Source organism: Puniceibacterium antarcticum, assembly GCF_002760615.1.
In the GTDB taxonomy this organism is placed as follows: Bacteria; Pseudomonadota; Alphaproteobacteria; order Rhodobacterales; family Rhodobacteraceae; genus Puniceibacterium; species Puniceibacterium antarcticum.
On sequence record NZ_AWWI01000111.1, the window covers coordinates 26,156 to 47,819 of the forward strand.

At 61.8% G+C, this 21,664-nt stretch carries 20 protein-coding genes and 1 other RNA gene; 11 read left to right on the forward strand and 10 right to left on the reverse strand.

Annotated features, from left to right (window positions below; all coding sequences use genetic code 11):
• Positions 1-15: 15 nt before the first annotated feature.
• Complete coding sequence (locus P775_RS15465; protein ID WP_099911820.1) at positions 16-1,044, forward strand: Atu2307/SP_0267 family LLM class monooxygenase; 1,029 nt, start codon at positions 16-18, stop codon at positions 1,042-1,044.
• Positions 1,045-1,108: 64 nt separating this feature from the next.
• Here P775_RS15465 and P775_RS15470 read toward each other — a convergent pair whose 3' ends face one another.
• Positions 1,109-1,738 carry a ribonuclease T2 family protein gene (locus tag P775_RS15470; RefSeq protein ID WP_099911821.1) on the reverse strand — a complete coding sequence of 210 codons (630 nt, stop codon included), beginning with the start codon at positions 1,736-1,738 and terminating at the stop codon, positions 1,109-1,111.
• A gap of 175 nt (positions 1,739-1,913) precedes the next feature.
• Between P775_RS15470 and P775_RS15475 the strand changes: the two genes are divergently transcribed.
• Together P775_RS15475 and P775_RS15480 are read left to right on the forward strand one after the other, a co-directional pair.
• Positions 1,914-2,681 carry a DUF1013 domain-containing protein gene (locus P775_RS15475; RefSeq protein WP_099911822.1) on the forward strand — a complete coding sequence of 256 codons (768 nt, stop codon included), beginning with the start codon at positions 1,914-1,916 and terminating at the stop codon, positions 2,679-2,681.
• Between the two features lie 254 nt (positions 2,682-2,935).
• Positions 2,936-4,228 carry an Nramp family divalent metal transporter gene (locus P775_RS15480; protein WP_099911823.1) on the forward strand — a complete coding sequence of 431 codons (1,293 nt, stop codon included), beginning with the start codon at positions 2,936-2,938 and terminating at the stop codon, positions 4,226-4,228.
• 2 nt (positions 4,229-4,230) lie between these two features.
• Here the strand turns inward: P775_RS15480 and recR are convergent, their stop codons facing one another.
• From recR to P775_RS15495, 3 genes are all read right to left on the reverse strand, one after another.
• The gene (recR, locus tag P775_RS15485; protein WP_099911824.1) at positions 4,231-4,827 is read right to left on the reverse strand and encodes a recombination mediator RecR; all 597 of its coding nucleotides are present in this window, start codon (positions 4,825-4,827) and stop codon (positions 4,231-4,233) included.
• A gap of 90 nt (positions 4,828-4,917) precedes the next feature.
• Positions 4,918-5,262, reverse strand: a complete 345-nt coding sequence (locus P775_RS15490) for a YbaB/EbfC family nucleoid-associated protein (protein WP_099911825.1) — start codon at positions 5,260-5,262, stop codon at positions 4,918-4,920.
• Positions 5,263-5,415: 153 nt separating this feature from the next.
• Positions 5,416-7,161, reverse strand: a complete 1,746-nt coding sequence (locus P775_RS15495; RefSeq protein WP_099911826.1) for a DNA polymerase III subunit gamma/tau — start codon at positions 7,159-7,161, stop codon at positions 5,416-5,418.
• A gap of 240 nt (positions 7,162-7,401) precedes the next feature.
• Here P775_RS15495 and P775_RS15500 point away from each other — a divergent pair, with 240 nt between their 5' ends.
• Both P775_RS15500 and ypfJ read left to right on the forward strand, forming a co-directional pair.
• A complete protein-coding gene (locus P775_RS15500; RefSeq protein WP_099911827.1) occupies positions 7,402-8,934 on the forward strand; it encodes an ankyrin repeat domain-containing protein in 1,533 nt (510 codons plus the stop codon).
• 288 nt (positions 8,935-9,222) lie between these two features.
• On the forward strand, positions 9,223-10,056 hold the full coding sequence (ypfJ, locus tag P775_RS15505) for a KPN_02809 family neutral zinc metallopeptidase (protein ID WP_099911828.1): 834 nt from the start codon (positions 9,223-9,225) through the stop codon (positions 10,054-10,056).
• Between the two features lie 120 nt (positions 10,057-10,176).
• On the opposite strand, the gene ffs is transcribed toward ypfJ, so the two are convergent.
• From ffs to P775_RS15525, 4 genes are all read right to left on the reverse strand, one after another.
• Positions 10,177-10,274: signal recognition particle sRNA small type (gene ffs / locus P775_RS15510), an RNA gene on the reverse strand.
• 52 nt (positions 10,275-10,326) lie between these two features.
• Positions 10,327-10,974 (reverse strand): HAD family hydrolase, encoded by a 648-nt coding sequence (locus P775_RS15515; protein ID WP_099911829.1) that lies wholly within the window; start codon positions 10,972-10,974, stop codon positions 10,327-10,329.
• The gene (locus P775_RS15520) at positions 10,971-11,309 is read right to left on the reverse strand and encodes a hypothetical protein (RefSeq protein ID WP_099911830.1); all 339 of its coding nucleotides are present in this window, start codon (positions 11,307-11,309) and stop codon (positions 10,971-10,973) included. The genes P775_RS15515 and P775_RS15520 overlap by 4 nt, the downstream gene beginning before the upstream one ends.
• Positions 11,310-11,525: 216 nt before the next feature.
• Positions 11,526-13,505 carry a bifunctional 2',3'-cyclic-nucleotide 2'-phosphodiesterase/3'-nucleotidase gene (locus P775_RS15525; RefSeq protein ID WP_099911831.1) on the reverse strand — a complete coding sequence of 660 codons (1,980 nt, stop codon included), beginning with the start codon at positions 13,503-13,505 and terminating at the stop codon, positions 11,526-11,528.
• A gap of 250 nt (positions 13,506-13,755) precedes the next feature.
• On the opposite strand from P775_RS15525, the gene nudC reads away from it, so the two are divergent.
• From nudC to P775_RS15550, 5 genes are all read left to right on the forward strand, one after another.
• Entirely contained in the window at positions 13,756-14,727 is a 972-nt protein-coding gene (gene nudC / locus P775_RS15530; RefSeq protein WP_099911832.1) for an NAD(+) diphosphatase, read from the forward strand.
• A 43-nt stretch (positions 14,728-14,770) separates the two neighbouring features.
• Positions 14,771-15,238 (forward strand): SRPBCC family protein, encoded by a 468-nt coding sequence (locus P775_RS15535; protein WP_180287462.1) that lies wholly within the window; start codon positions 14,771-14,773, stop codon positions 15,236-15,238.
• A 91-nt stretch (positions 15,239-15,329) separates the two neighbouring features.
• Positions 15,330-16,175, forward strand: coding sequence for a fumarylacetoacetate hydrolase family protein (locus P775_RS15540; protein WP_099911834.1), 846 nt, complete (start codon positions 15,330-15,332; stop codon positions 16,173-16,175).
• Between the two features lie 3 nt (positions 16,176-16,178).
• Positions 16,179-17,000 (forward strand): DUF4198 domain-containing protein, encoded by an 822-nt coding sequence (locus P775_RS15545; protein WP_099911835.1) that lies wholly within the window; start codon positions 16,179-16,181, stop codon positions 16,998-17,000.
• A complete protein-coding gene (locus P775_RS15550) occupies positions 17,000-18,412 on the forward strand; it encodes an FAD-binding oxidoreductase (RefSeq protein WP_099911836.1) in 1,413 nt (470 codons plus the stop codon). Before P775_RS15545 ends, P775_RS15550 begins: the two co-directional genes overlap by 1 nt.
• Before the next feature lie 45 nt (positions 18,413-18,457).
• Here P775_RS15550 and hemC read toward each other — a convergent pair whose 3' ends face one another.
• Positions 18,458-19,420, reverse strand: coding sequence for a hydroxymethylbilane synthase (gene hemC, locus P775_RS15555; protein ID WP_099911848.1), 963 nt, complete (start codon positions 19,418-19,420; stop codon positions 18,458-18,460).
• Between the two features lie 116 nt (positions 19,421-19,536).
• Between hemC and hemE the strand changes: the two genes are divergently transcribed.
• Positions 19,537-20,565 (forward strand): uroporphyrinogen decarboxylase, encoded by a 1,029-nt coding sequence (gene hemE / locus P775_RS15560; protein WP_099911837.1) that lies wholly within the window; start codon positions 19,537-19,539, stop codon positions 20,563-20,565.
• A 71-nt stretch (positions 20,566-20,636) separates the two neighbouring features.
• Here the strand turns inward: hemE and P775_RS15565 are convergent, their stop codons facing one another.
• Positions 20,637-21,617, reverse strand: a complete 981-nt coding sequence (locus tag P775_RS15565; protein WP_099911838.1) for a DMT family transporter — start codon at positions 21,615-21,617, stop codon at positions 20,637-20,639.
• Positions 21,618-21,664: the final 47 nt, after the last annotated feature.

A 21,664-nucleotide genomic window follows, 5' to 3' on the forward strand; every position in this document is an offset into this window, starting at 1 on the left:
ACAAGGAGGCTCCTCATGGAAGTCGGACTTTACACTTTCGGCGATATCGGAACGGATCCTGTCACCGGCAAACAGATCGCTGCGCCCGAACGCCTGAACAACCTGATCGAAGAGATCGAGCTGGCCGATCAGGTTGGCCTTGATGTCTTTGGACTGGGCGAACACCACCGCCCGAACTACGCCATTTCCGCGCCGGCCGTGGCGCTGGCTGCTGCTGCCCGCACCACAAAGAACATCCGTCTCAGCTCGGCTGTCTCAGTGCTCAGCTCGGACGATCCGGTGCGGGTCTACCAGCAGTTTTCCACGCTCGACGGGCTCAGCAATGGCCGGGCCGAACTGATGGTCGGGCGCGGCAGTTTTATCGAAAGCTTTCCGCTGTTCGGCTATCATCTTGACGATTACAACGCGCTGTTTGATGAAAAACTTGCGATGCTCTTGGCGCTGAACGAAGGCGAGGTCGTGAACTGGCCGGGGTCCGGTTTCACGCAGGCTATCGACGGGCTGGGCATCTATCCCCGCCCCGTGAATGGCAAACTGCCGATCTGGATCGCCGCCGGCGGCACACCGCAAAGCATGGTGCGTGCAGGCACTCTGGGCCAACCTCTGGCCTTGGCGATCATCGGTGGTGAACCACGCCGTTTCGCGCCCCTCGCAGACCTCTATCGCCGTGCGGCGGCGCAGTCGGGCCATGCAGATGTGGCGCGTGTGTCGCTGAACGTGCACGGGTTTGTGGCCGAGGACGGAAAACAGGCGGCGGACACTTTCTTTCCGGCACAAAAGCAGGTGATGGACCAGATCGGCCGCGAACGCGGCTGGGCGCCACAGACACGCGCACAATTCGACGCAGGCTCTGGCCCCGAAGGTGCGATGTTTGTCGGTTCGCCCGCCCAGATCACCGACAAGATCCTGAGCCTGCGCGAAGATCTCGGCTTTGATCGCATCAGCATCCAGATGGCGATCGGTGTGATCGAACACAGCACCATGATGAAGGCGATCGAAGTGCTGGGGACCAAGGTTGCCCCCGAGCTGCGCAAGGCCGGGTGATCCGGGCCTCTTGAGCCTGACAGGCCCCCGCCGATGCCGTTGGACATCCGGCGGGGATTTGCGATCAGCGCACCGGGTCCAGCAGGGCGTCGTTCAGTGTACAATCCCGCACCACATCCGAACCGCAGGGCACGGGAATCAACGCTTTGGACAGGCAAATCCGCGCCTCTTGAATCCGCCCGCTCTGGCAGGTGATGGTGATCATATTGGGCTCCAGCTCCGGATTATCCTTAATGAACGCCTCTTCAACCAACTTTGCTGGCAAAGTCACCGGCTTTTTCAGCTCGCGCAGCGCGGCGGGCCGTTTGATCCGAACATAGGCCTCGCGCGCCAAGGCATAATAATCCGCCGCCTCAAGCCCCGAACAGACGCCGTGTTTCTTCCACTGGTGCCAGGCGCTGCCCGATGTGCCCATGATATCCACCATATCGTTCGTCATGGCACGCGACGGCGCGGGCAGGGGGCTGTGACAATAGGAGGGGTAGCCGCGTGTGTTCTGCGGCCACAGCCCATGCAGCACCCAGCCGAAATCCCGCGTCCCGTCGCATTGCGCCGATCCCTGCGCATCTCCGCTCAGTGCGCACCAGCTGGGCGACCAGCTCAGCGACAGGACGTAATAGTCAAAGGCGCCGGGCCTCTCACCTTCGGCATGGGCAAGGCTGCCCGTCAGGCACAGCAGAATCAGCCAGCGCATTTTCTCTTTCCTCTTGGGGTCTGGATGACTATAAGGCGGCCAAGTTCCCCGACAACGGTAACCTGTTTCGGCCAAGGCCGGAACCGCCTGGACCCCCGGGCGACAGCGAAGCTATGCGTCGGGACAGGCATATATGCCGCGACAGATGCGCGGAAAGTAATGAAGGAGACGTGGAATGAGTAAACCGATCATGGCACGCGCCACCGCCGTATGGCTGGTGGATAACACGACCCTGACCTTCAAGCAGATTGCGGATTTCACCGGCATGCACGAGCTCGAAGTGCAGGGCATCGCCGATGGGGACGTGGCAACGGGTGTCAAGGGGTTCGACCCCATCTCAAACAACCAGCTTGACCAGTCCGAACTCGACAAGGCTGAAAAAGACCCGATTCACAAGCTGAAGCTCAAGTTCAACGCCGCTGCTGTCGGCGAGGAAAAGCGCCGTGGCCCGCGCTATACCCCCCTGTCCAAACGTCAGGACCGTCCCGCGTCTATCCTCTGGCTGGTGAAGTTTCACCCGGAACTGACCGACGGTCAGGTCGGCAAGCTGGTCGGCACCACCAAGCCGACCATTCAGGCGATCCGCGAACGGACCCACTGGAACATCGGGAACATCCAGCCGATCGACCCGGTTGCCCTTGGCTTGTGCAAACAGTCCGAACTGGACGCCGCCGTGCAGAAAGCCTCGAAAAAAGGCGACAGCGTGCTGACCGATGATGAACGTCGCAAGCTGGTGAGCACCGAGCAAAGCCTTGGTATGGACGAAGAACCGCGCCTGCCGAGCTCAATGGAAGGGCTGGAAAAATTCAGCCTCTCCGATCCGCGCGAAGACGAGGAAGACAAGCGTTCGGACAAGGATTTCGCCGACGCTGAAAGCTTCTTCAACCTGCCCGATGCGGATGATGAAGATGATGATGAGGAAAGCGACGATCCACGCCGCTGATCGCTACGCCAATTTCCAGAAAAGACCCGCAGTCCGCTGCGGGTCTTTTTGGTTTCTGGCCCGGAAAAAGGGGCGGGAAACGCGGCCCTGTGCGCTTGCAACTTTTCCGGACGTTTGACTGTCGCTTTCGAAAGTCGACCCTCTGCCAGGCAGGGTCCGTCACTCTCGCGAAGAGGTATTGTTCATTGACACTTTCGTCGGTCCGATCCTAAGGCGTTGGACAGGGCGGAGGCTGCAACAGACAGGATCCACGCATGACATTCAATTCGAACACGCGTACCCAATCCGCCATGTCAGAGGTTCTGGCCGGGACGCGGCGTGGGCCGCGTGCGATGCTGGTGTTCGCAGGGCCGGCCATCGTCGCGTCGGTCGCCTATATGGATCCGGGCAATTACGCGACCAACATTCAGGCCGGGGCAGGCTATGGCTATTCCCTGCTCTGGGTCGTGCTGGCGGCCAATCTGATCGCGATGCTGTTTCAGGCGCTGTCGGCGCGGGTCGGGATCGTCACTGGGCGCAATCTGGCAGAGCTGTGCAAGGACCATTTCCCGCGCCCCGTTGTGCTGGTCATGTGGTTCATCAGCGAAATCGCCGCCATGGCAACAGATCTGGCCGAGTTTCTGGGGGGTGCCATCGGTCTGGCGCTTTTATTCAACATGCCGCTCATGGCGGGCATGGTGGTCACCGCCATCGTGACCTATGCCCTGCTGCTGTTCGAAAAGCGCGGCTTTCGACCCATGGAGCTGATCATCGGCGCGCTCGTCGCGGTTATTGGCCTGTGCTATCTGATCGAGGTGTTCATCGCCCCGATCGCCTGGGGCCAGGCGGCGCTGGGAGTGGTCACGCCTTCGCTGCCGGATGCCACCGCGCTGACCATCGCCGTGGGAATCATCGGCGCGACCGTGATGCCACATGCCATTTATCTGCACTCGGGCCTGACACAGGCGCGCGCCGTGATGCGTGATGATGCCGACCGTCGCAAGGTGGTGAAATTCTCGAATGTCGAGGTGGTGCTGGCGCTGTCCGTGGCGGGCCTTGTCAACATGGCCATGGTGATGATGGCGGCCAGCGCCTTTCATATCGGCCATAGCGAAGTGGCCGAGATTGAAACCGCCTATCACACCCTGACACCGCTGTTCGGTGTGGCGGCAGCGGGGGTGTTCCTGCTCTCGCTGATCGCCTCGGGCATTTCCAGCTCGGTTGTGGGCACGATGGCGGGGCAGCTGATCATGCAGGGCTTCATCAACATGCGCCTGCCGATCTGGTTTCGCAGACTGGTGACGATGATCCCGGCCTTTGCTGTGGTGGCCATGGGCTACAACGCGACCGAGGCTCTGGTCATGTCCCAGGTCGTGCTGAGCATTGCGCTGCCGGTGCCGATGGTGGCGCTGATCGTGTTTTCGGGCCGGGCAGAGATCATGGGGGATTTTCGCACCGGTCCGCTGGTGCGTGGGCTTGCCATACTGGGGGCAGCAATCGTTTTGTCGCTGAACTTCGTTCTGCTGGCGCAGATCTTTGGCGTGCCGATCCCGGGCCTTGCAGGATAGGTCTATTCCATACGCTTGCGCGCGTTCAGGGCAGCGGTGATGGTACCGTCGTCCAGGTAATCCAGCTCGCCGCCGATGGGCACGCCTTGGGCAAGCGAGCTGAGCATCACGCGCCCCTCAAGCTGGTCTGCGATGTAATGGGCGGTGGTCTGGCCATCGACTGTGACATTCAGCGCCAGGATGACCTCGCTGATCTCCTCGGCCGGAACGCGCGATATCAGGCGCGGAATGCGCAGCTCTTCGGGGCCGACAGAATCGAGCGCCGAGAGAGTGCCGCCCAGCACATGATAGCGCCCCTTGAAGGTGCCCGACCGTTCCATCGCCCATAGGTCAGCCACATCCTCGACGACGCAAAGCAAGCCGTTGGCACGTTTCTCGTCGGCGCAGATTGTGCAGATATCCGATGTGCCGATATTGCCGCAGTTCAGGCATTCGCGCGCCGTGGCCGCAACCCTCTGCATGAGGTCCGCCAGCGGCGTCAGCAGCCGGGCGCGTTTGCGGATCAGATGCAGCACGGCGCGCCGTGCGGAACGGGGGCCAAGGCCCGGCAGGCGGGACATCAACTCGATCAGCGCGTCGATATCTGTGCGGTCGCTCATGTCGTTTGGCTCCCTAGGCGGGAACTGGGTGCCGGACACCGCAGGTTTGACCGGCAAACCCGCTTTGTCCGTGCAGCGCGCATTCTGAAATCAAAACGGCAGCTTCATGTCGGCAGGCAGGCCCATGGATTCGGTCAGCTTGGCCATCTCTGCTTGCGCGCGCTCCGAGGCTTTGCCCTGTGCGTCCTTTATGGCCGCCATAATCAGGTCCTCGACCACTTCCTTTTCATCCTTGTTAAAGATCGACGGGTCGATATCCAGACCCTTGAGCTCGCCCTTGGCCGAACAGGTCACCTTGACCAGACCAGCACCGGATTCGCCGGTGACCATGATGCTGTGCATCTCTTCCTGCAGCGCGGTCATCTTGGTCTGCATTTCCTGCGCGGTCTTCATCATCTTGGCCATGTCGCCAAGTCCACCTAGTCCCTTGAGCATCTCGGTCTCCTCTCTGTTGGGTTGGATCAAGAGATACGTGCGAGGGCGCCGTGCCACAAGGGGAGGTTGTTGTGTGGCAGGGCTTCTTTATGGGCAAGCGCAGAAAAGCTTTGCAGGTTCACACTTCCCTGACCGGCTGCGCTGCTGTGCAGTTCAGCCCTCCTCGAACGGATCCCATTCATCCTCGACTTCTGGCAGGGCATCTGCCTGTGCCTCGTTGGCGATGGCCGCAAGGCTGCGGATGTCGCGGATGCTGGCCTTGGGAAATGCGGCAAGGGCGGCCATGACCAACGGGTGCTCGCTGGCCTCGGCACGCATGGCGATGTCGGTGGCGTCACGTTTTTCCGCGATGGTGGCCGCATCGCTGGTGTTGACCAGTGTCACAGCCCAGCGGTTGCCGCTCCATCTTTGCAGCGCGGCGCCGAGTTTCTGTGCAAGGTCCTGCGGGGCATTATCCGCGGGGGTAAATTCGATCCGGCCGGGCTGATATGCGGCAAGACGCACGCCGGTTTCGACATCGACCAGCAGCTTGACGTCGCGGTTGGTGCGGATCAATTCGACCACATGTTCAAAGGTCGGAAACCTTGCAAGCGCTGCGTCTGCTTCGGTTGCCAAAGCCTGCACCGGCTGACCACCCGAGCCGCCACCGCTGCGCTGTTGCGACACCGCGTGCGACGTCTGTCCACCGTTCGAAGCGCCGCCGGCCAAGCGTCCGCCACCCGGCGTGGGCGGCGGGGGGGCAGAGCTTTGCAACTTGCGCACCAGATCCTCTGGCGAGGGGAGCTCCGAGACATGGGTCAGCCGGATCACGGCCATTTCGGCGGCCATCATGGCATTTGGGGCCGAAGCCACCTCGTCCAGCGCCTTGAGCAGCATCTGCCACATGCGCGTGAGCGGCCTCATGCCCAGTCGTTGCGCCATGGACTGGCCGCGTGTGCGCTCATCCGGGCTGATCGTCGGATCTTCGGCGGCTTCGGGCGTGATCTTGACCACGGAAATCCAGTGCGTGACCTCGGCCAGATCGCGCAGCACGGCCATCGGATCAGCCCCTTCGGAATACTGCCCGCTGAGTTCTGACAGCGCGCCCGCCGCATCGCCCTGCATGATCAGATCGAACAGATCCATCACGCGGCCCCGGTCGGCCAGGCCCAGCATGGCACGGACCTGCTCTGCTGTCGTCTCGCCCGCGCCATGGCTGATCGCCTGATCAAGCAGCGAAGTCGCATCCCGCGCTGACCCTTCGGCGGCGCGGGTGATCAGGGCAAGGGCATCATCGTTGATTTCGGCCTGTTCGTTGGTCGCGATCCGGGTCAGCAGCTTGATCATCACCTCGGGTTCGATGCGACGCAGGTCGAACCGCTGGCAGCGCGACAGGACCGTGACCGGCACCTTGCGGATTTCCGTCGTGGCAAAGATGAACTTCACATGCGCTGGCGGCTCTTCCAACGTCTTCAAAAGCGCGTTGAACGCGCCGGTGCTCAGCATATGCACTTCGTCGATGATATAGACTTTGTAGCGGGCCGAAGCTGCGCGGTAATGCACCGAATCGATGATCTCGCGGATGTTGGCCACACCGGTGTTGGATGCCGCATCCATTTCGATCACATCAACGTGCCGACCTTCCATAATCGCTGTGCAATGTTCGCACACACCGCAGGGTTCGGTCGTCGGTGTGCCGTTTCCATCTGGGCCGATGCAGTTCATGCCTTTGGCGATGATGCGCGCGGTGGTGGTCTTCCCGGTGCCACGAATGCCGGTCATGATAAAGGCCTGCGCGATGCGGTCAGCGGCAAAGGCGTTCTTGAGCGTGCGCACCATCGCATCCTGCCCGACAAGATCGGCAAAGGTTTCTGGGCGGTACTTGCGGGCAAGGACCTGATATTTCGGCGCGTCGGACATGCATGGCCTCTTTGGGGAGTCGTGAGCAAACTAAGGCGTGTGATGCGGCGCGTCCACCGCAGATGCGCGGGCTTGTGCGTGGCGACAGGAGGGATATAATCCGAATCGGTCCCGGGGCAGGGGGCCACCTGATCCGCGGAAAGCGCGCTGCACCTGCCTTGCAACATGAGAAACCATTTTTCGGTTTTTTCTGTGCCCGGACAGCAGCGGATCCTCGGGCAGCGACAGGAGGAACCTGACATGGCCCGTTTTCCGGCTTTCCCGACCGATATCACCCTCGATTACCTGCGCCGCGACGCCAAGGCGCTGAAGAAGGCGCATGAGGCTCATGCCCCCGGCGCGCTTGAGCGGCTGAAGGCGCATCCGCCCCGCGCAGATCTGGGCGCTTTGAAACATGCCGATTACCTGCATGTCATCGCGCAAGAGCATCATTTCGAAAGTTGGCTCCGGCTCAAGCTCGCGTCTGAAACCATCGGCATGGACCGCGCCGCGCGTCAGCAGCGGCTCAAGGTGGCGCTGTTTCGCGGCAATGGCTGGGTGGTTGAACAGCTGCTGGACGAAACGCCGGATCTGGCCGAGGGTCTGTTCGGGTTGCAATGCGCGCTTTATGACCGCGCGGCGGTCGAGGCGGCGCTGGCGCTTGATCCCGGCCTTGCAGTCAAGACATTCGGGCCGCGCCGTCCGATGCTGCATCTGACTTTTTCCAGATGGATCAAGCAACGCCCGGATCTTGAGGCGGATATGATCGCCGTGGCCGAGGCATTGCTGGCGGCGGGGGCGGATGTGAACGACACCTCGCCCGAACAACCGGGGTCTGACAAGCGGCTTTCGGCGCTTTATGGTGCGGTGGGTCATGCGGATAACATGGTGCTGGCACGCTGGCTGCTGGATCATGGGGCCGATCCGAACGACGGCGAATCGCTCTACCACGCGACCGAGCTGGGGCATCACGAGGGGCTGCGGATGCTGCTGGAGCATGGAGCGGATCCAAAGGGAACAAATGCGCTGCTGCGGGCGATGGATTTTCATGATGTCGCAGCGGTGCGGATGCTGCTGGAGCATGGCGCTGAGCCGGATGATAGCGGCGACGACCTTTGGGTCGTGCCGTCCCTGCATCAGGCGGCCCGGCGTGATTCGGGGGCAGAGATGGTGGCCCTGCTGCTGGAACATGGCGCAGATCCGGGACGGCTTTATCAGGGCGTCAGTGCCTATTCCTATGCGCGGGTCTTTGGCAATCGGGTGCTGGCAGAGGCGATCGAGGCACGCGGTGTCGCGATGCCGCTGAGCTGGGAGGAGAAGCTGCTGGCGCAGGCTGCCGACGGGGATCTGCGCCCTGGGGTCTTTATCGACCCCGAGCGCCTACCAGAAGCATATCGCACGATCCTGCGGCAGATCCTGCATCTGCCGGACCGTTTGGACCATATCCGCCGTCTGGTGGGGTTGGGCATCGAATATGACGGCACCGATTCCGAAGGTCTGACCCCCGTGCAGGTGGCTGGCTGGGAAGGTTTGCCCGAGGTGCTGGCCTATTTCCTGAGCCTGCGACCGGATCTGAGCCACGTGAACGGCTTTGGCGGCACCTTGCTGGGCACAATCCTGCATGGCTCTGAACATCACCCGGAACGCGACAGCCGCGATCATCTGGCCTGTCTGGAGATGGCTTTGCAACAGGGTGTTGCCCTTCCGCGACAGACGCTTCGGCAGGTGGGGCGCGAGGATGTGGCAGCCTTTCTTGAGGCTTGGGCAGAGGCGCATCCCGGTCAGCTCGTATAGATTTTTCGATATTGACTTGAAACACGGGGGCACACCGCGCGCTGTCAGATCCTTGATTTGACGCAACGCGGGCTGTGTGGGGTCAAAGTCGAAACGCCTTGGCTGGGGTAGGGTGGCAGGGCACTGCCTGCCCCAGCCATGGCTTTGGCCAGGCCCTCTAGGATATTTTTGGGGAGATGAAACAGGAAAGGCTGTTCCCTGTTCCTGTCCGGCCGGGAACTTTCGGGTGGCTCGCGGCTTGTTCATCATGCTGCGGCGTTGTTCCGGGCTGATCAGGGAGTACAGGCGATGCGTTTGAGGGGGGTGCGTGGCAGCCGCAATGTCGAGGACCGGCGCCGGATGGGCGGCGGCGGAAAGGCAGGCATTGGCGGGATCGGTTTGCTTGTGGTTCTGGCTATCGGCTATTTTGCCGGGATCGACGTGACGCCGCTGCTCAACCAACTGCCTCAGGAGCGTTCAGAGCCGCGCGAGTTGAGCGCGGCAGAAGAACGCGCAGCAGAGTTTTCGGCGCAGGTGCTGGCCACCACCGAAACCGTGTGGGGCGAACTGTTTCCCGAACAGGTCGGTGCCGCCTACGCTGCGCCCGTCATGGTGCTGTATTCCGGTGTTACGCAGTCGCCGTGTGGTGGGGCAAGCGGGGCAACCGGGCCCTTCTACTGCCCAGTGGATGGCAAGGCCTATCTCGACACGGATTTTTTTGCCACACTTGAACAGGAGCTTGGGGCCAAGGGCGATTTCGCAGCCGCCTATGTGATCGCCCATGAGGTGGCGCATCATGTGCAGGACGAGCTGGGTATTCTGGGCGAGGTCAATGGGTTGCGTCAGAACGCGTCGCAACAGGAGGCAAATGCGCTGACCGTGCGGCTGGAGTTGCAGGCAGATTGTCTGTCCGGTGTCTGGGCGCGGTCGGTTGACGGTCTGCTGGAGCCGGGCGATCTGGACGAGGCGCTGAATGCGGCAAGGCGGATTGGCGACGACTACCTGCAAAAGCGTGCGGGGCGGGTGCCCCAGCCGCATACCTTTACACACGGTACATCCGCGCAGCGCTCATCTTGGTTTGCCAAAGGCTATGACAGCGGCCAGATGAACTCCTGCGATACCTTTGGTGCGGCAGAGCTTTGAAAGCGATTTATGCTGCGCAATTTGTGCGCGAAGCCATGGAAAGTCGACCAATGCCATTCGCGTGCTTCACTTAAACACGCTTGGCACTGTACGTTAAACATCGCTGCGCGACGGGTAACGAGGTGAGAGGCTGACAACGACCCAAGCGGGGCTCGTTACGGCTGCTTCCTTCCGGACCTGACCGGGTTGGCGAGGCGCCTGCCCGCGCCAACCCCTCGACCGTCTACATAGGGATAGAAAAACGGATTCGCAACCCGGCTTTCGCGTGTCTTACAATCCGGCGGCGCGGGCACCGTTGATCAGTGTGTCTGCGACGTGATGGGCATGTAGCCCGGCGGTGGGGAGCAGGTCGGGGACCTGCACCACACGCATCCCGGCGCTGTGTGCGGCTTGCGCGCCGGTATCGCTGTCCTCGAAAACCAGACATGTGGCGGGGTCTACATCCAGACGCTGTGCTGCCAGAAGATAGGCATCCGGTGCCGGTTTTGCACGGGTGACGCAGTTCACGGTCACGACGGTAGAAAAATAGCGATCAAGGCCGGTCATGGCGAGCTTTTCCTGCGCCGAGCGGGACTGCGACGAAGTGACGATGGCACGCGGCATCTTGCGGGCCGCAAGTTCGTCAAGCAGCGTCAGAACACCGGGTTTGAGGTCGATCCCTGCCTTATGCAGGCGGTGGGATTCGACTTCCCAGTGATGGTCAAGTGCCTCAAGATCTAGGTCTGGCAGATGCGCGCGCAGGATCTCCGCGCCGGAGTCACGGTCTTTTCCGATCAGCTGGTGCAAGAATGACTGTTCGACATCATGGCCGAGCATCGCCATGGCAGCCTGACCGGCGGCAAGACCAAGGCGCTCGGTGTCGATCAGTGTACCGTCGAGGTCAAAGAACACGGCGCTATAGGTCCTACCCTCGATCATTGGGGGGCAAAGCCGCCGGGGCAGGTGAATTTTGTGAAGGCACCGTAGCAGGTGGCGCTGCGGTCGAACCCGGTTGCCGTGAAGACTGAATAGAATGTGCGGTCCTCATAGGTTGTCTTTAGCCCGGAACTGACCAGATCATAGCATCCTTCGGGGTTCATGCGGCAGCCCATCAGCGCAGCTGAGGTGACCGGATCCTTGCCATTGGTATCCTCGGTGGTGAGGGTCGCAATGATCGTGGCGCGCATCTCGGATTTCGCCTGATCCTCGCTCGGGCGGGTGAGCCAGGCGCCCAGAAGACCGACGGCGACGAGAAGAAGAATGAGGCGCAGCATGATGGGATCCTTTGAAAGCGTTTGCGCCCCGCATAAATCATGCGGCTGAGAAGGAGTCGAGATGGCTGTGGCCGACGCAGGGGCTTAACGTGGCAGGCAATCAGGACATCTCTCTGCATCTTGGTACAAAGATCCAAGCCTCTTGCAGGCATGAATGAGGGCAAGGGTCGCCCCTATAGCGGCACTCTGCGTCCCGGGGTGTAAAAAGCCCGCCCGCTAAAGGAGAATGCGAAACTGTGCAAATCCCTCTGCGGTTTCCCCGGTATCCTCCAGCGTCAGGCTGCTGATGCTGTCCACATAGATTCGTGCCTTGGGTCCCGTCTCGAACAGGACCGAGGTATCGGGCAGCGGCGCAAAGGACCAGTTCGCATCGGCAGAGGGGTTTATGGTGCCCTGTTCGACGATATAGCGAACAAGCACGTCACGGTTTGTATCCGGTCCCTCGAACACGATGGTGTCACCAAGCGCGCCGGGAAAGACCCCGCCCCCGCCCGCGCGGTAGTTGTTGGTGGCGATGATGAAGTCCTGAGCGGGATCAACAGGTGTGCCATCATGGGCCAGATCCACGATTCGACGTGCCTCGGGATTCAGCAATTCACCCTTGGGGTCGAACCGGGATGGCTGCGATAGGTCGATCTTGTAGGTCACCCCGTCGATCACGTCGAAATTGTAGCTCGGGAAATCGGGGTTCAGCAGCGGTTGATCTGCCTTGCCCGGTGTCACCTGATTGAACATACCGGCGGAGCGTTCAAGCCAGCCATGCAGTTCCGCCCCTGTCACCTTCACCGCGCGGACCGTGTTGGGGTAAAGATAAAGGTCGGCGACATTCTTGATCGCCACGTCACCAACCGGCACATCGGTGTAATAGTCCGGCCCGCCACGACCGCCTGCCTTGAAAGGGGCCGCAGCAGACAGGATCGGCAGGCCCTCGTATTCGGTGCCCTGCATCATCTGGCTGATGTACCAGGTCTGGGCAATCGACACGATCTGAACCGAGGGGTCATCGGCCACCAGCGCAAAATAGGATTGCAGCGGTGCCGAGGTCTTGCCCACGGGACGCCGGATGTATTCAAGCGTTTCCTCGTGTTCCTTCTGGCTCGCTGCAATCACGACGGGATCGCTGTCCACAAGCGCCGTGATGCTGCGGTCTTCGTTGCGCTGGAAAATCGGCCGCGCCTCTGAGGTGGTCGAGACGACACGCCAGACGTTGCCCTCGCGTTCCAGCAGCAGGTCGATCACGCCCAGATGGCTGCCCCAGAAGCCGCCCATTGTGGCGGGTTTTCCGTGGATCGTGCCTTTGGTTACGTCAACGGCTGCGTAGCCGTCATAGGTGGGGGAGGGAAAGACAAGGTGCGAGTGGCCGGTCATCACCGCGTCGATCCCGTCAACAGCAGCGACGGGCACCGATGCATTCTCCATCCCGTCGTCGGGTTGCGCCGCGCCGATACCGGAATGGGACAGGGCGATGATGAGGTCGCAACCGGCCTCTTTCATCTCGGGCACCCAGGCTTCGGCGGTGGTGACGATGTCGCGTGCCGCGACGTTGCCTTCGAGGTGCTGGCGGTCCCAGTTCATCACCTGCGGCGGGGTAAAGCCGATCACACCGACCCTGATCGGGTGGCTGGTGCCGACGCCATCGCTCACGCTGCGGTCCAGAATAACGTAAGGTTTGAACAGGGTGGTATCATCACGCGCACCCGCACCTGATTTGGTTGCGATATTGGCCAGAACGATGGGGAACTCCGCCCCGGCGGTGGACTTCATCAGAAAGTCGAGGCCGTAGTTGAATTCATGGTTGCCGATGGTCCCGCCATCATACCCCAGCGTGTTCATGGCGGTGATCACAGGGTGCATATCCCCCGCCTTCATTCCGCGTTCATAGGCGATGTAGTCACCCAACGGATTGCCCTGAAGGAAATCGCCATTATCCAGCAGCAGGCTGTTCGTCGCCTCAGCGCGGATGTCGTTGATGATGCCGGCGGTCCGGGCCAGACCGACCGTGTCGACCGGTTTGTCGGCGTAATAATCGTAGGGGTGCACGTGCACATGCAGATCGGTGGTCTCAAGCAGTCTGAGATGCACTTGCCCGTTGGCGGCAAACGCAGAAAAGGGATGTAATGCGATCAAGGCGCTGCCTGCGGCTGTCCCTGCCATGAAATGACGACGGCTGAGTTCGGAGCGCTTCGAATCTGACATGCTGTGTTCTCAAATCTGTGGTCGGGGCTATGTTAACCAGAATTGTGACATTGGATGTGCCAGTTTGTGCAATCCGGATCAAAATCGGCGGAGCTTCCGTTGCGGCAATGCGCAAATCTCAGGCAACCGAACTACGCTTTTGCCATTGATCTGGGTTCGTCGCACGGTGATCCCGGCCTGAAAGGCATTTGCCTCATACGCGTGCGCATGGCATGGCATGCGCGATACAGCGGGTCAGGAAAGGTACGATATGCGGCATGCAGAAGAGGTGACATTCGGCGGCTCGGCTTTGGATCGCGCTGCAGAGTTGCGCGGCGATATTCCGGCACTGGCGGCGGCGATGCAGATGCCCGACACCCGCACCGTGGTGCTCTGGCAGGGCAAGCCGCTGGTCTCGGGCGAAGAGGGCGCGCTGGATCTGGTGCGCCTGCCGCTGGATCACCACGTTCTGGCTGAGGCGCGTCAAGCGCCTATCTTCATGGGGCGCGAAGACGGTGCCGCACGGTTTGCCCACGACATTTCCGCCTGGCAGCCCGAGAATGTGGATCTGACGAATCTCGGTGCCTTTGCCGACCCGAGCGAGCAGATGCATCCCAGCCTTGCCCCCGGTGAGCGCTTTGCCGAACTGCGCCGCGTGATGACTGCGCTCAGCCCGCGCGACGCCGAACTCGCCGCCAGCGCCAAGGCGATTTTTGCCTGGCATGGCGGGCATGGGTTCTGTGCCAAGTGCGGCGCGGCGTCAGATGTGATGCAGGCGGGTTGGCAGAGAATCTGCCCCGCCTGCGGCACACACCACTTTCCGCGCACCGATCCGGTGGTGATCATGCTTATCCTGCGCGGCAATTCCGTGCTGCTTGGCCGTTCTCCGGGCTGGCCGACAGGCATGTATTCCTGCCTTGCCGGTTTCGTTGAGCCGGGCGAGACGATCGAGGCGGCGGTGCGCCGTGAGGTGTTCGAAGAGGCGGGCGTTCAGGTCGGCGCCGTCAGTTATCTCGCCAGCCAGCCCTGGCCGTTTCCCGCATCGCTGATGATCGGTTGCAGGGGCGAGGCGATCAGTGAAGAGATCACCATCGACCCGGTCGAGATCGAAGAGGCCCGTTGGGTCAGCCGCGAAGAACTGGCGCTGGCCTTTGCCGGGGAACATGCCGAGATCCTGCCTGCGCGCAACGGGGCCATCGCGCATTTCCTGCTGCGCAACTGGCTGGCGGATACGCTGGAATAGGGGCCCGGAAACGGCAGAGAACAAGACACGGGGGGGAATGCGCGTGAATTTCACGGCACAGGAAGACATCAAGGCACCGCTGGATCAGGTTTTTGCCGAACTCAGCGATTTTGAGGCGATACTGGCGGCGGTCACCCAGCAGGGTGGCGAGGTGCAGCGCACCGACGATGGCGATGCCACGGGGGTGGGTTCGCGCTGGTCATCGGCGTTTGAGCTGAATGACAAGATGCGCGAGATCACCGTGACGCTGACCGAATATGTGCCGCCCAATGCCATGGCCTTTGTCGCCGTCTCGGCAGGGATCGAGCTTCAGGCGCGGGTCGATCTGGTCGCGCTGACCTCGGTTGAGACCCGGGTCGATGTCGTGGTGGATATGTTGCCCAAAACCATGTCGGCCCGGCTCTTGATGCAGCCGATGAAGCTGGCGCGGGGCAAGCTTGCGGACAAATTTCAGTCGCGGGTTAAGACTTATGCCAAGGAACTGGAGACCCGGCTGAATCACACGGCCTGACGCAGTCCGGTTCTGATACGCGGGACCAACGATTGAAGTCGCGCCAATTCCCTCTAGTGTTGCGCACGACATCTTGAGGGAGCGAACTGCCATGAAATTTCTGAGATACGGCCCGACGGGCGCCGAAAAGCCGGGCATGCTGGATGCAAACGGAACGCTGCGCGATCTGTCGGCCTATATGACGGATCTCTCGGGTGACTCGCTGAATCCGCAGAACCTTGCCTCTCTGGCGGAATTGGAGGTGGCAAACCTGCCCGAAGTCACCGGCACGCCGCGCATCGGTCCCTGTGTCGGGGGCGTGGGCAAATTTTTGGCGATCGGGTTGAACTATGCTGATCATGCCGCCGAATCTGGCATGGACCTGCCGCAGGAACCCATCGTGTTTTCCAAGGCGACCTCCTGCATAATTGGCCCCAATGACGATGTCGAAATTCCCCGAGGTTCAAAATCCACCGATTGGGAGGTCGAACTGGGTTTTGTCATCGGCAAGACCGCGAAATATGTGACCGAGGCAGAGGCGCTGGAATACGTAGCAGGCTATTGCGTTATCAATGATATCAGCGAGCGTGATTTTCAGATCCGTCGCTCTGGCCAGTGGATCAAGGGAAAATCGGCAGACACCTTCGGCCCCATCGGTCCTTGGCTCGTTACCCCGGACGAGGTCGGCGATCCGCAGGATCTGGCGCTGTATCTGGATGTGAACGGGCAGCGGCGGCAGGACGGAACCACACGGACGATGCATTTTACCGTGGCGCAGATCATCGCGCATCTGTCGCAGTTCATGTCGCTGCACCCAGGTGATGTGATCGCGACCGGCACCCCGCCGGGCGTCGGCATGGGCATGAAACCTCCGGTCTACCTGAAACCCGGCGATGTGATGGAGCTGGGTGTTGCTGGCCTTGGCGTGCAGCGTCAGCAGGTCAGGGCGGCGGGGTAAGCCATGTCATTTCTCGGAACTCTCCCAAAGGCGCTGAGTTTTGTGGTGGCGCTTTCAGCGGCGCTCCCCGCCGCAGCGCATGAATTCTGGATCTCGCCGGTTGACTATCAGGTCGCTGACGGCGTGCCTCTAAAGGCAGATCTGCGCGTGGGCCAAAGCTTTGAAGGCTCGGCCTATCCTTATGTGCCTGCAAACTTCACCCGGTTTGAGCTGATTCAGGGCGATGCTGTCAGGTCCGTCGAAGGCCGGGCCGGGGATCGGCCTGCGCTGAACATGGCCGCCCCGGGGGATGGTCTGGCCGTCGTGGTGCATGTCACCCGCGACTATTCCCTGACCTATCCCAAGTGGGAAACGTTTGTGTCGTTCACCGAACACAAGGATATCGTCTGGGCGCAGGAACGGCACCTTGAACGCGGCCTTACCAAGGATCGCGTGCGCGAACGCTACACACGCTTTGCCAAAAGCCTGATCGGCGTGGGCACTAGCGCGGGTGCGGATCGCGAGATGGGTCTGCGGACCGAGATTGTCGCGCTGACCAATCCCTATACCGATGATCTGTCGAATGGTTTTAATGTGCAGGTACTTTATGAGGGCGCGCCCCGCGCCGATGTGCAGGTCGAACTGTTCGACAAGGCCCCGGGCGAGTCCAAGGGGGTGTCGACCCTGCATCGCACTGATGATCAGGGCCTCGTCACCCTGCCGGTTCAGACGGGGCATGAATATCTGGTCGATTCGGTGGTGTTCAACGAACTGGATCCGGAAACGCAGGATGACCACGCGTGGGAATCCCTCTGGGCCTCTCTGACGTTTAGGGTGCCGGAGTGATGGAGGATCTAAACGATGCATTGCGACGCGCTTTGGGTGACGGCGCAGTTCTGACCGGCGACGATGCTGCGCCCTGGTCGCAGGACTGGACGGGGGTCTACACCTGGACGCCAGTTTGTGTGGTCCGGCCACGGTCCACTGCAGAGGTCTCTGCCGTGATGAAAATCGCCTATGATGCAAGGGTGCCGGTTGTGCCTGTCTCTGGCAACACAGGTCTGGCTGGCGGCACGGTGGGAGAGGGCGCAATCATGCTGTCGCTCGACCGTATGAACAAGGTGCGCGAAATCCGGGCCGAGGCGCGGCTGGCGGTGGTCGAGGCGGGGGGAATCCTCGCGTCCCTGCACGAGGCGGCGCTGGCGCAGGGGCTGGTGTTTCCGCTGACCTTTGGAGCCCGTGGGTCCTGTATGGTTGGCGGGTTCCTCAGCACCAATGCCGGCGGGTCCAACGTGCTGCGCTATGGCAATACCCGCGATCTGGTGTTGGGAATCGAAGTCGTGATGGCCGACGGACAGGTGATGAACCTGATGTCAGAACTGCACAAGGACAACTCCGGTCTGAACCTCAAACATCTGATGATCGGGGCGGAGGGCACGCTGGGCGTGATCACCCAGGCCGTGCTGAAGCTGGTGCCGAAACCCGCTGCCACCGCCACGGCGATGGTCGCGGTGTCGTCACTGGATGAGGCGCTGTCGCTGCTACATGCGTTGCAGGCCGTAACGGGCGGCGCGGTCGAGGCGTTTGAATATATGCCGCAGGACTATCTGGCGGAATACGCCCGCTACGCGCCGCAGTCCCGCCCCGTTTTTGATACCGAATACGCCCATTGCATCATGGTCGAGGTCGCAACCACCGCCCCGCGCGACGCGACGCCGGGGCCTGACGGAGAGGTGCCTTTGGTAGGGCTGCTTGAGGGCGTGCTTGGCGACATGCTGGAACGCGGCGCTGTTCTGGACGCTGTCGTGGCGCAGAACGAATCGCAGCGCGCCGAGATCTGGGCGCGGCGTGAGGTGGCGGGCACATTGGCGGTTTCGCACAAGCCATTGGTGAACAACGACATCGCGGTTCCAGTCGACAAGGTGTCGGTGTTTCTGGACAGGATGGATAAACGGCTGGCAGAGCTGGACCCGGGCGCGAACGTTCTGGTCGTATCGCATCTGGGCGACGGCAATGTTCACTACACCGTCTGGCCAGAGAATACCGACCCGGCGTGTTGCGATGCGATCATGGAGGTGGTCGAGGACGAGGTTCTGTCTTTGGGCGGGTCGTTTTCAGCCGAGCACGGGATCGGTTTGACCAAACGGCCCAGCATGGCACGGCGCAAGGACAAGGTGGCCGTCGCGGCGATGAAGGCAATCAAGGCGGCGCTTGATCCCCGTGGCATCCTCAACCCGGGGAAGGTGTTTCCGGACTGACAGCTTTCGGGAGGAAGGCCTCTGCTGGCCTTCCTCCTGCAGTCCTCAGACCTTTTCCGCGCCTGTGTGCCAGTCGAAGAATCCGGGACCGGCGATGTCGAGCAGTTCTGCCGCCAGATCCGCGCCCATCGCGGCACCGTCGGGAATTGGCCCCGAGCGATGGCCTTTGTGCGCGACTGACCCATCCGGGCGCAGCACTTCGCCGCGCAGGGTCAGGGTGGTGCCATCAAGCTCGGCCAGGCCGGCAATCGGCGTCTCGCACGAGCCATCCAGCCGAGTCAGAAACGCGCGTTCCGCCGCCAGACGCTGACCGGTGGGGATGTGGTGAATCGCCATCAGCATTTCCGCCACGCGCTCATCGTCAGCGCGCCGTTCGATCCCGATGGCGCCCTGTGCCACGGCGGGCAGCATGTGATCCGTGTCGATGGGGGTGTGGGGCACACCGGGGATCTGCATCCGGTTCAGCCCGGCCATGGCAAGAAAGGTACAACTCGCCACGCCATCACCGAGCTTTTTCAGCCGGGTCTGCATGTTGCCACGGAATTCCACCACCGTGAGATCAGGCCGTTTGTGCAAAAGCTGCGCGCGACGCCGCAGGGACGAGGTGCCGACCACTGCACCCGGCGCAAGCTGGTCGATGCCGCTGAACTCGGGCGAGATGAAGGCGTCGCGTGTATCCTCTCGTGGCAGATAGGTGTCGAGCATCAGGCCCTCGGGCTGCAGCACCGGCATGTCCTTCATCGAATGAACGGCGATGTCGATGGCACCGGACAGAAGATCCTCTTCGATCTCGCGGGTGAACAAACCCTTGCCGCCGATCTCTTTCAGCGGTCGGTCCAGCACGCGGTCGCCGGTCGTCTTGATCACCACGATCGAAAACGCCTCGTGCGGCAGATCAAAGGCCTGGGCAAGCCTGTCGCGGGTCTCGTTTGCCTGCGCCAGCGCCAGCGGCGAACCGCGGGTTCCGATGCGCAGAGGTGCGGCGGGTGTGGGCAAATCATTTCTCATAGGCATAGGCTTAGCCGCGTCAATCTGGCCTGACAATCCTCCTTCTTGGGCTCCTTTGGGTTGACATATCCGCGCTGGCATCGGACCAACCTGTAAACCGAAGAGGACAGTTCCGAATGACCAAGACCATCCTGCGCGCACTTGCCGGCGAAACCCTGCCCACGCCGCCCATCTGGATGATGCGCCAGGCCGGGCGCTATCTGCCCGAATACAAGGCGACTCGCGCCCAGGCCGGCGATTTCCTGTCTCTGTGTTATAACCCCGAACTGGCAGCCGAGGTGACGCTGCAACCGATCCGCCGCTATGGCTTTGACGCGGCAATTCTGTTTGCCGATATTCTGCTGCTGCCGCAGGCACTGGGCGCGGATCTGTGGTTTGTGACGGGTGAGGGCCCGCGGCTGTCCACCATCACTTCCGAATCGGATTTTGCGGCGCTCAAGCCCGTGCATGCGATCGACGACACGCTGGCGCCGGTCTACGAGACGATCAAGATCCTGCGCCGCGAACTGCCCGAAGAGACGACGCTGATCGGTTTCGCCGGCGCGCCCTGGACCGTCGCGACCTATATGATTGCCGGGCAGGGCACCCCGGATCAGGGACCGGCCCATGCGTTGATGCAGGGCAACCGCCTGCTGTTCGAGCAACTGCTGGGCAAGATCACCGAGGGCACGATCGAATATCTGTCCCGCCAGATCGAGGCGGGGGCCGAGGTGGTCAAGATATTCGACAGCTGGGCGGGGTCGCTGAAAGGCGAGGATTTCGTGAAATACGCGCAGGAACCGGCGCGGATCATCACAGAGGCGCTGAAGCGGCGTCACCCGGGCATTCCGGTCATCGCGTTTCCTCGTCAGGCGGGCGATGGATATATCGGGTTTCACGCCAAGACCGGGGCGGATTGCGTGGCTGTGGATGACAGCGTGACGCCCGAATGGGCGGCTGAACATGTGCAGATCGACGGCTGTGTGCAGGGCAACCTTGCCTCGGCCCATATGGTGACCGGGGGTGATGCGCTGGTGTCTGAGACGCGGCGGGTGGTGCAGGCATTTTCCAAGGGTCCGCATATCTTTAACCTTGGCCACGGAATCACGCCGGATGCGGATCCTGAGAATGTGCAGCTGATGATCGACACGGTGCGCGGGGCCTGAGGGCTGTGCGGGGGCGCTGCCCCCGTCCTGCGGACTCCCCCGGGATATTTAGGGGCAGATGAAACTGTTACTCAGCGCCTGAACGGGCGTGTGCGGCGCCCGGGTGTGGGGCGGGCACGGGTTTGTTCGCGCAGAAAGACGAAGAGGCCTGCGCCCACGATGAGGGCGCAGCCGATCCAGACGGGCAGGGCGGGCCAGTCGCCAAAGACGTTCCAGCCCCAGAAAATGGCCAGCGGCAGGCCGAGATATTCGAATGGGGCGACGGTGGCAGCAGCGGCCAATCGATAGGCGGCGCTGAGGCAATAGCCGATGATGCCCGAGGCGCAGCCAAGCCCCGCGAACACGGCCCAGTCGCTTTGGGGTGGCACGATCCAGGCGCGCAAAAGGAATTGCAGGCTTTTGTTGTCGACGCCGTCAGCATAGCTGCCATCCCCGGCGATCAGGAAAAACCCTGCCGAGACCAGAATGAACATGCCCTGAATGTAGACGGCCATCGCAGAGGCGCGGGTGGTGACGCCGAGTTTGCGGGTGAGGACCTGCATCATCGCATAAAGCAGCGCGGCGATGACCGGCAGCAAGAGCGTCAGGCGGGAGAGTGCGACACCTTGAGACGTCCAAGGCTGTTGCATCACCACAACCCCTGCAAATCCGACCAGTACTGCGCCCAGTCGCAGGGGGCCGACCTTTTCCCCAAGGACGGGAATCGACAGCAGCGTGATGAACAGCGGGGCGACGAAGAACAGCGCTGTCGCCTGCGCCAGAGGCATCACCGCGACTGCGGCGTAAAAGGTCATGTTGGCCAGAACCACCAGCAGGCCGCGCAGCAGGTGCAGGCCCGGGGTTTTGGTGCGCAGAATGGCAAATCCGCCTTCGATCTGCACGAAGGTGAGGGCAAAGAAGATCGCGATCCCCGACCGGATCGCGATGATCTGGTGCAGTGGGTAGCCGCCCGACAGCAGCTTGATCAACAGATCGTTGACCGAGATGGCGCAGATCCCGATGCAGATCAGCAGGATACCGAGTGTGGGGCGGTTGAGGTTCTCTGTGGTCATGGAGAGTGAGGTATCTTGACGCGGCGTGATTTGCACCTGCGAAAATC

Bases quoted from the DNA above. Each gene is read 5' to 3' on its own strand.
- P775_RS15465 (WP_099911820.1), top strand. From the start codon at position 16: ATGGAAGTCGGACTTTACACTTTCGGCGATATCGGAACGGATCCTGTC.
- P775_RS15470 (WP_099911821.1), bottom strand. From the start codon at position 1,738: ATGCGCTGGCTGATTCTGCTGTGCCTGACGGGCAGCCTTGCCCATGCC.
- P775_RS15475 (WP_099911822.1), top strand. From the start codon at position 1,914: ATGAGTAAACCGATCATGGCACGCGCCACCGCCGTATGGCTGGTGGAT.
- P775_RS15480 (WP_099911823.1), top strand. From the start codon at position 2,936: ATGACATTCAATTCGAACACGCGTACCCAATCCGCCATGTCAGAGGTT.
- recR (WP_099911824.1), bottom strand. From the start codon at position 4,827: ATGAGCGACCGCACAGATATCGACGCGCTGATCGAGTTGATGTCCCGC.
- P775_RS15490 (WP_099911825.1), bottom strand. From the start codon at position 5,262: ATGCTCAAGGGACTAGGTGGACTTGGCGACATGGCCAAGATGATGAAG.
- P775_RS15495 (WP_099911826.1), bottom strand. From the start codon at position 7,161: ATGTCCGACGCGCCGAAATATCAGGTCCTTGCCCGCAAGTACCGCCCA.
- P775_RS15500 (WP_099911827.1), top strand. From the start codon at position 7,402: ATGGCCCGTTTTCCGGCTTTCCCGACCGATATCACCCTCGATTACCTG.
- ypfJ (WP_099911828.1), top strand. From the start codon at position 9,223: ATGCGTTTGAGGGGGGTGCGTGGCAGCCGCAATGTCGAGGACCGGCGC.
- P775_RS15515 (WP_099911829.1), bottom strand. From the start codon at position 10,974: ATGATCGAGGGTAGGACCTATAGCGCCGTGTTCTTTGACCTCGACGGT.
- P775_RS15520 (WP_099911830.1), bottom strand. From the start codon at position 11,309: ATGCTGCGCCTCATTCTTCTTCTCGTCGCCGTCGGTCTTCTGGGCGCC.
- P775_RS15525 (WP_099911831.1), bottom strand. From the start codon at position 13,505: ATGTCAGATTCGAAGCGCTCCGAACTCAGCCGTCGTCATTTCATGGCA.
- nudC (WP_099911832.1), top strand. From the start codon at position 13,756: ATGCGGCATGCAGAAGAGGTGACATTCGGCGGCTCGGCTTTGGATCGC.
- P775_RS15540 (WP_099911834.1), top strand. From the start codon at position 15,330: ATGAAATTTCTGAGATACGGCCCGACGGGCGCCGAAAAGCCGGGCATG.
- P775_RS15545 (WP_099911835.1), top strand. From the start codon at position 16,179: ATGTCATTTCTCGGAACTCTCCCAAAGGCGCTGAGTTTTGTGGTGGCG.
- P775_RS15550 (WP_099911836.1), top strand. From the start codon at position 17,000: ATGGAGGATCTAAACGATGCATTGCGACGCGCTTTGGGTGACGGCGCA.
- hemC (WP_099911848.1), bottom strand. From the start codon at position 19,420: ATGAGAAATGATTTGCCCACACCCGCCGCACCTCTGCGCATCGGAACC.
- hemE (WP_099911837.1), top strand. From the start codon at position 19,537: ATGACCAAGACCATCCTGCGCGCACTTGCCGGCGAAACCCTGCCCACG.
- P775_RS15565 (WP_099911838.1), bottom strand. From the start codon at position 21,617: ATGACCACAGAGAACCTCAACCGCCCCACACTCGGTATCCTGCTGATC.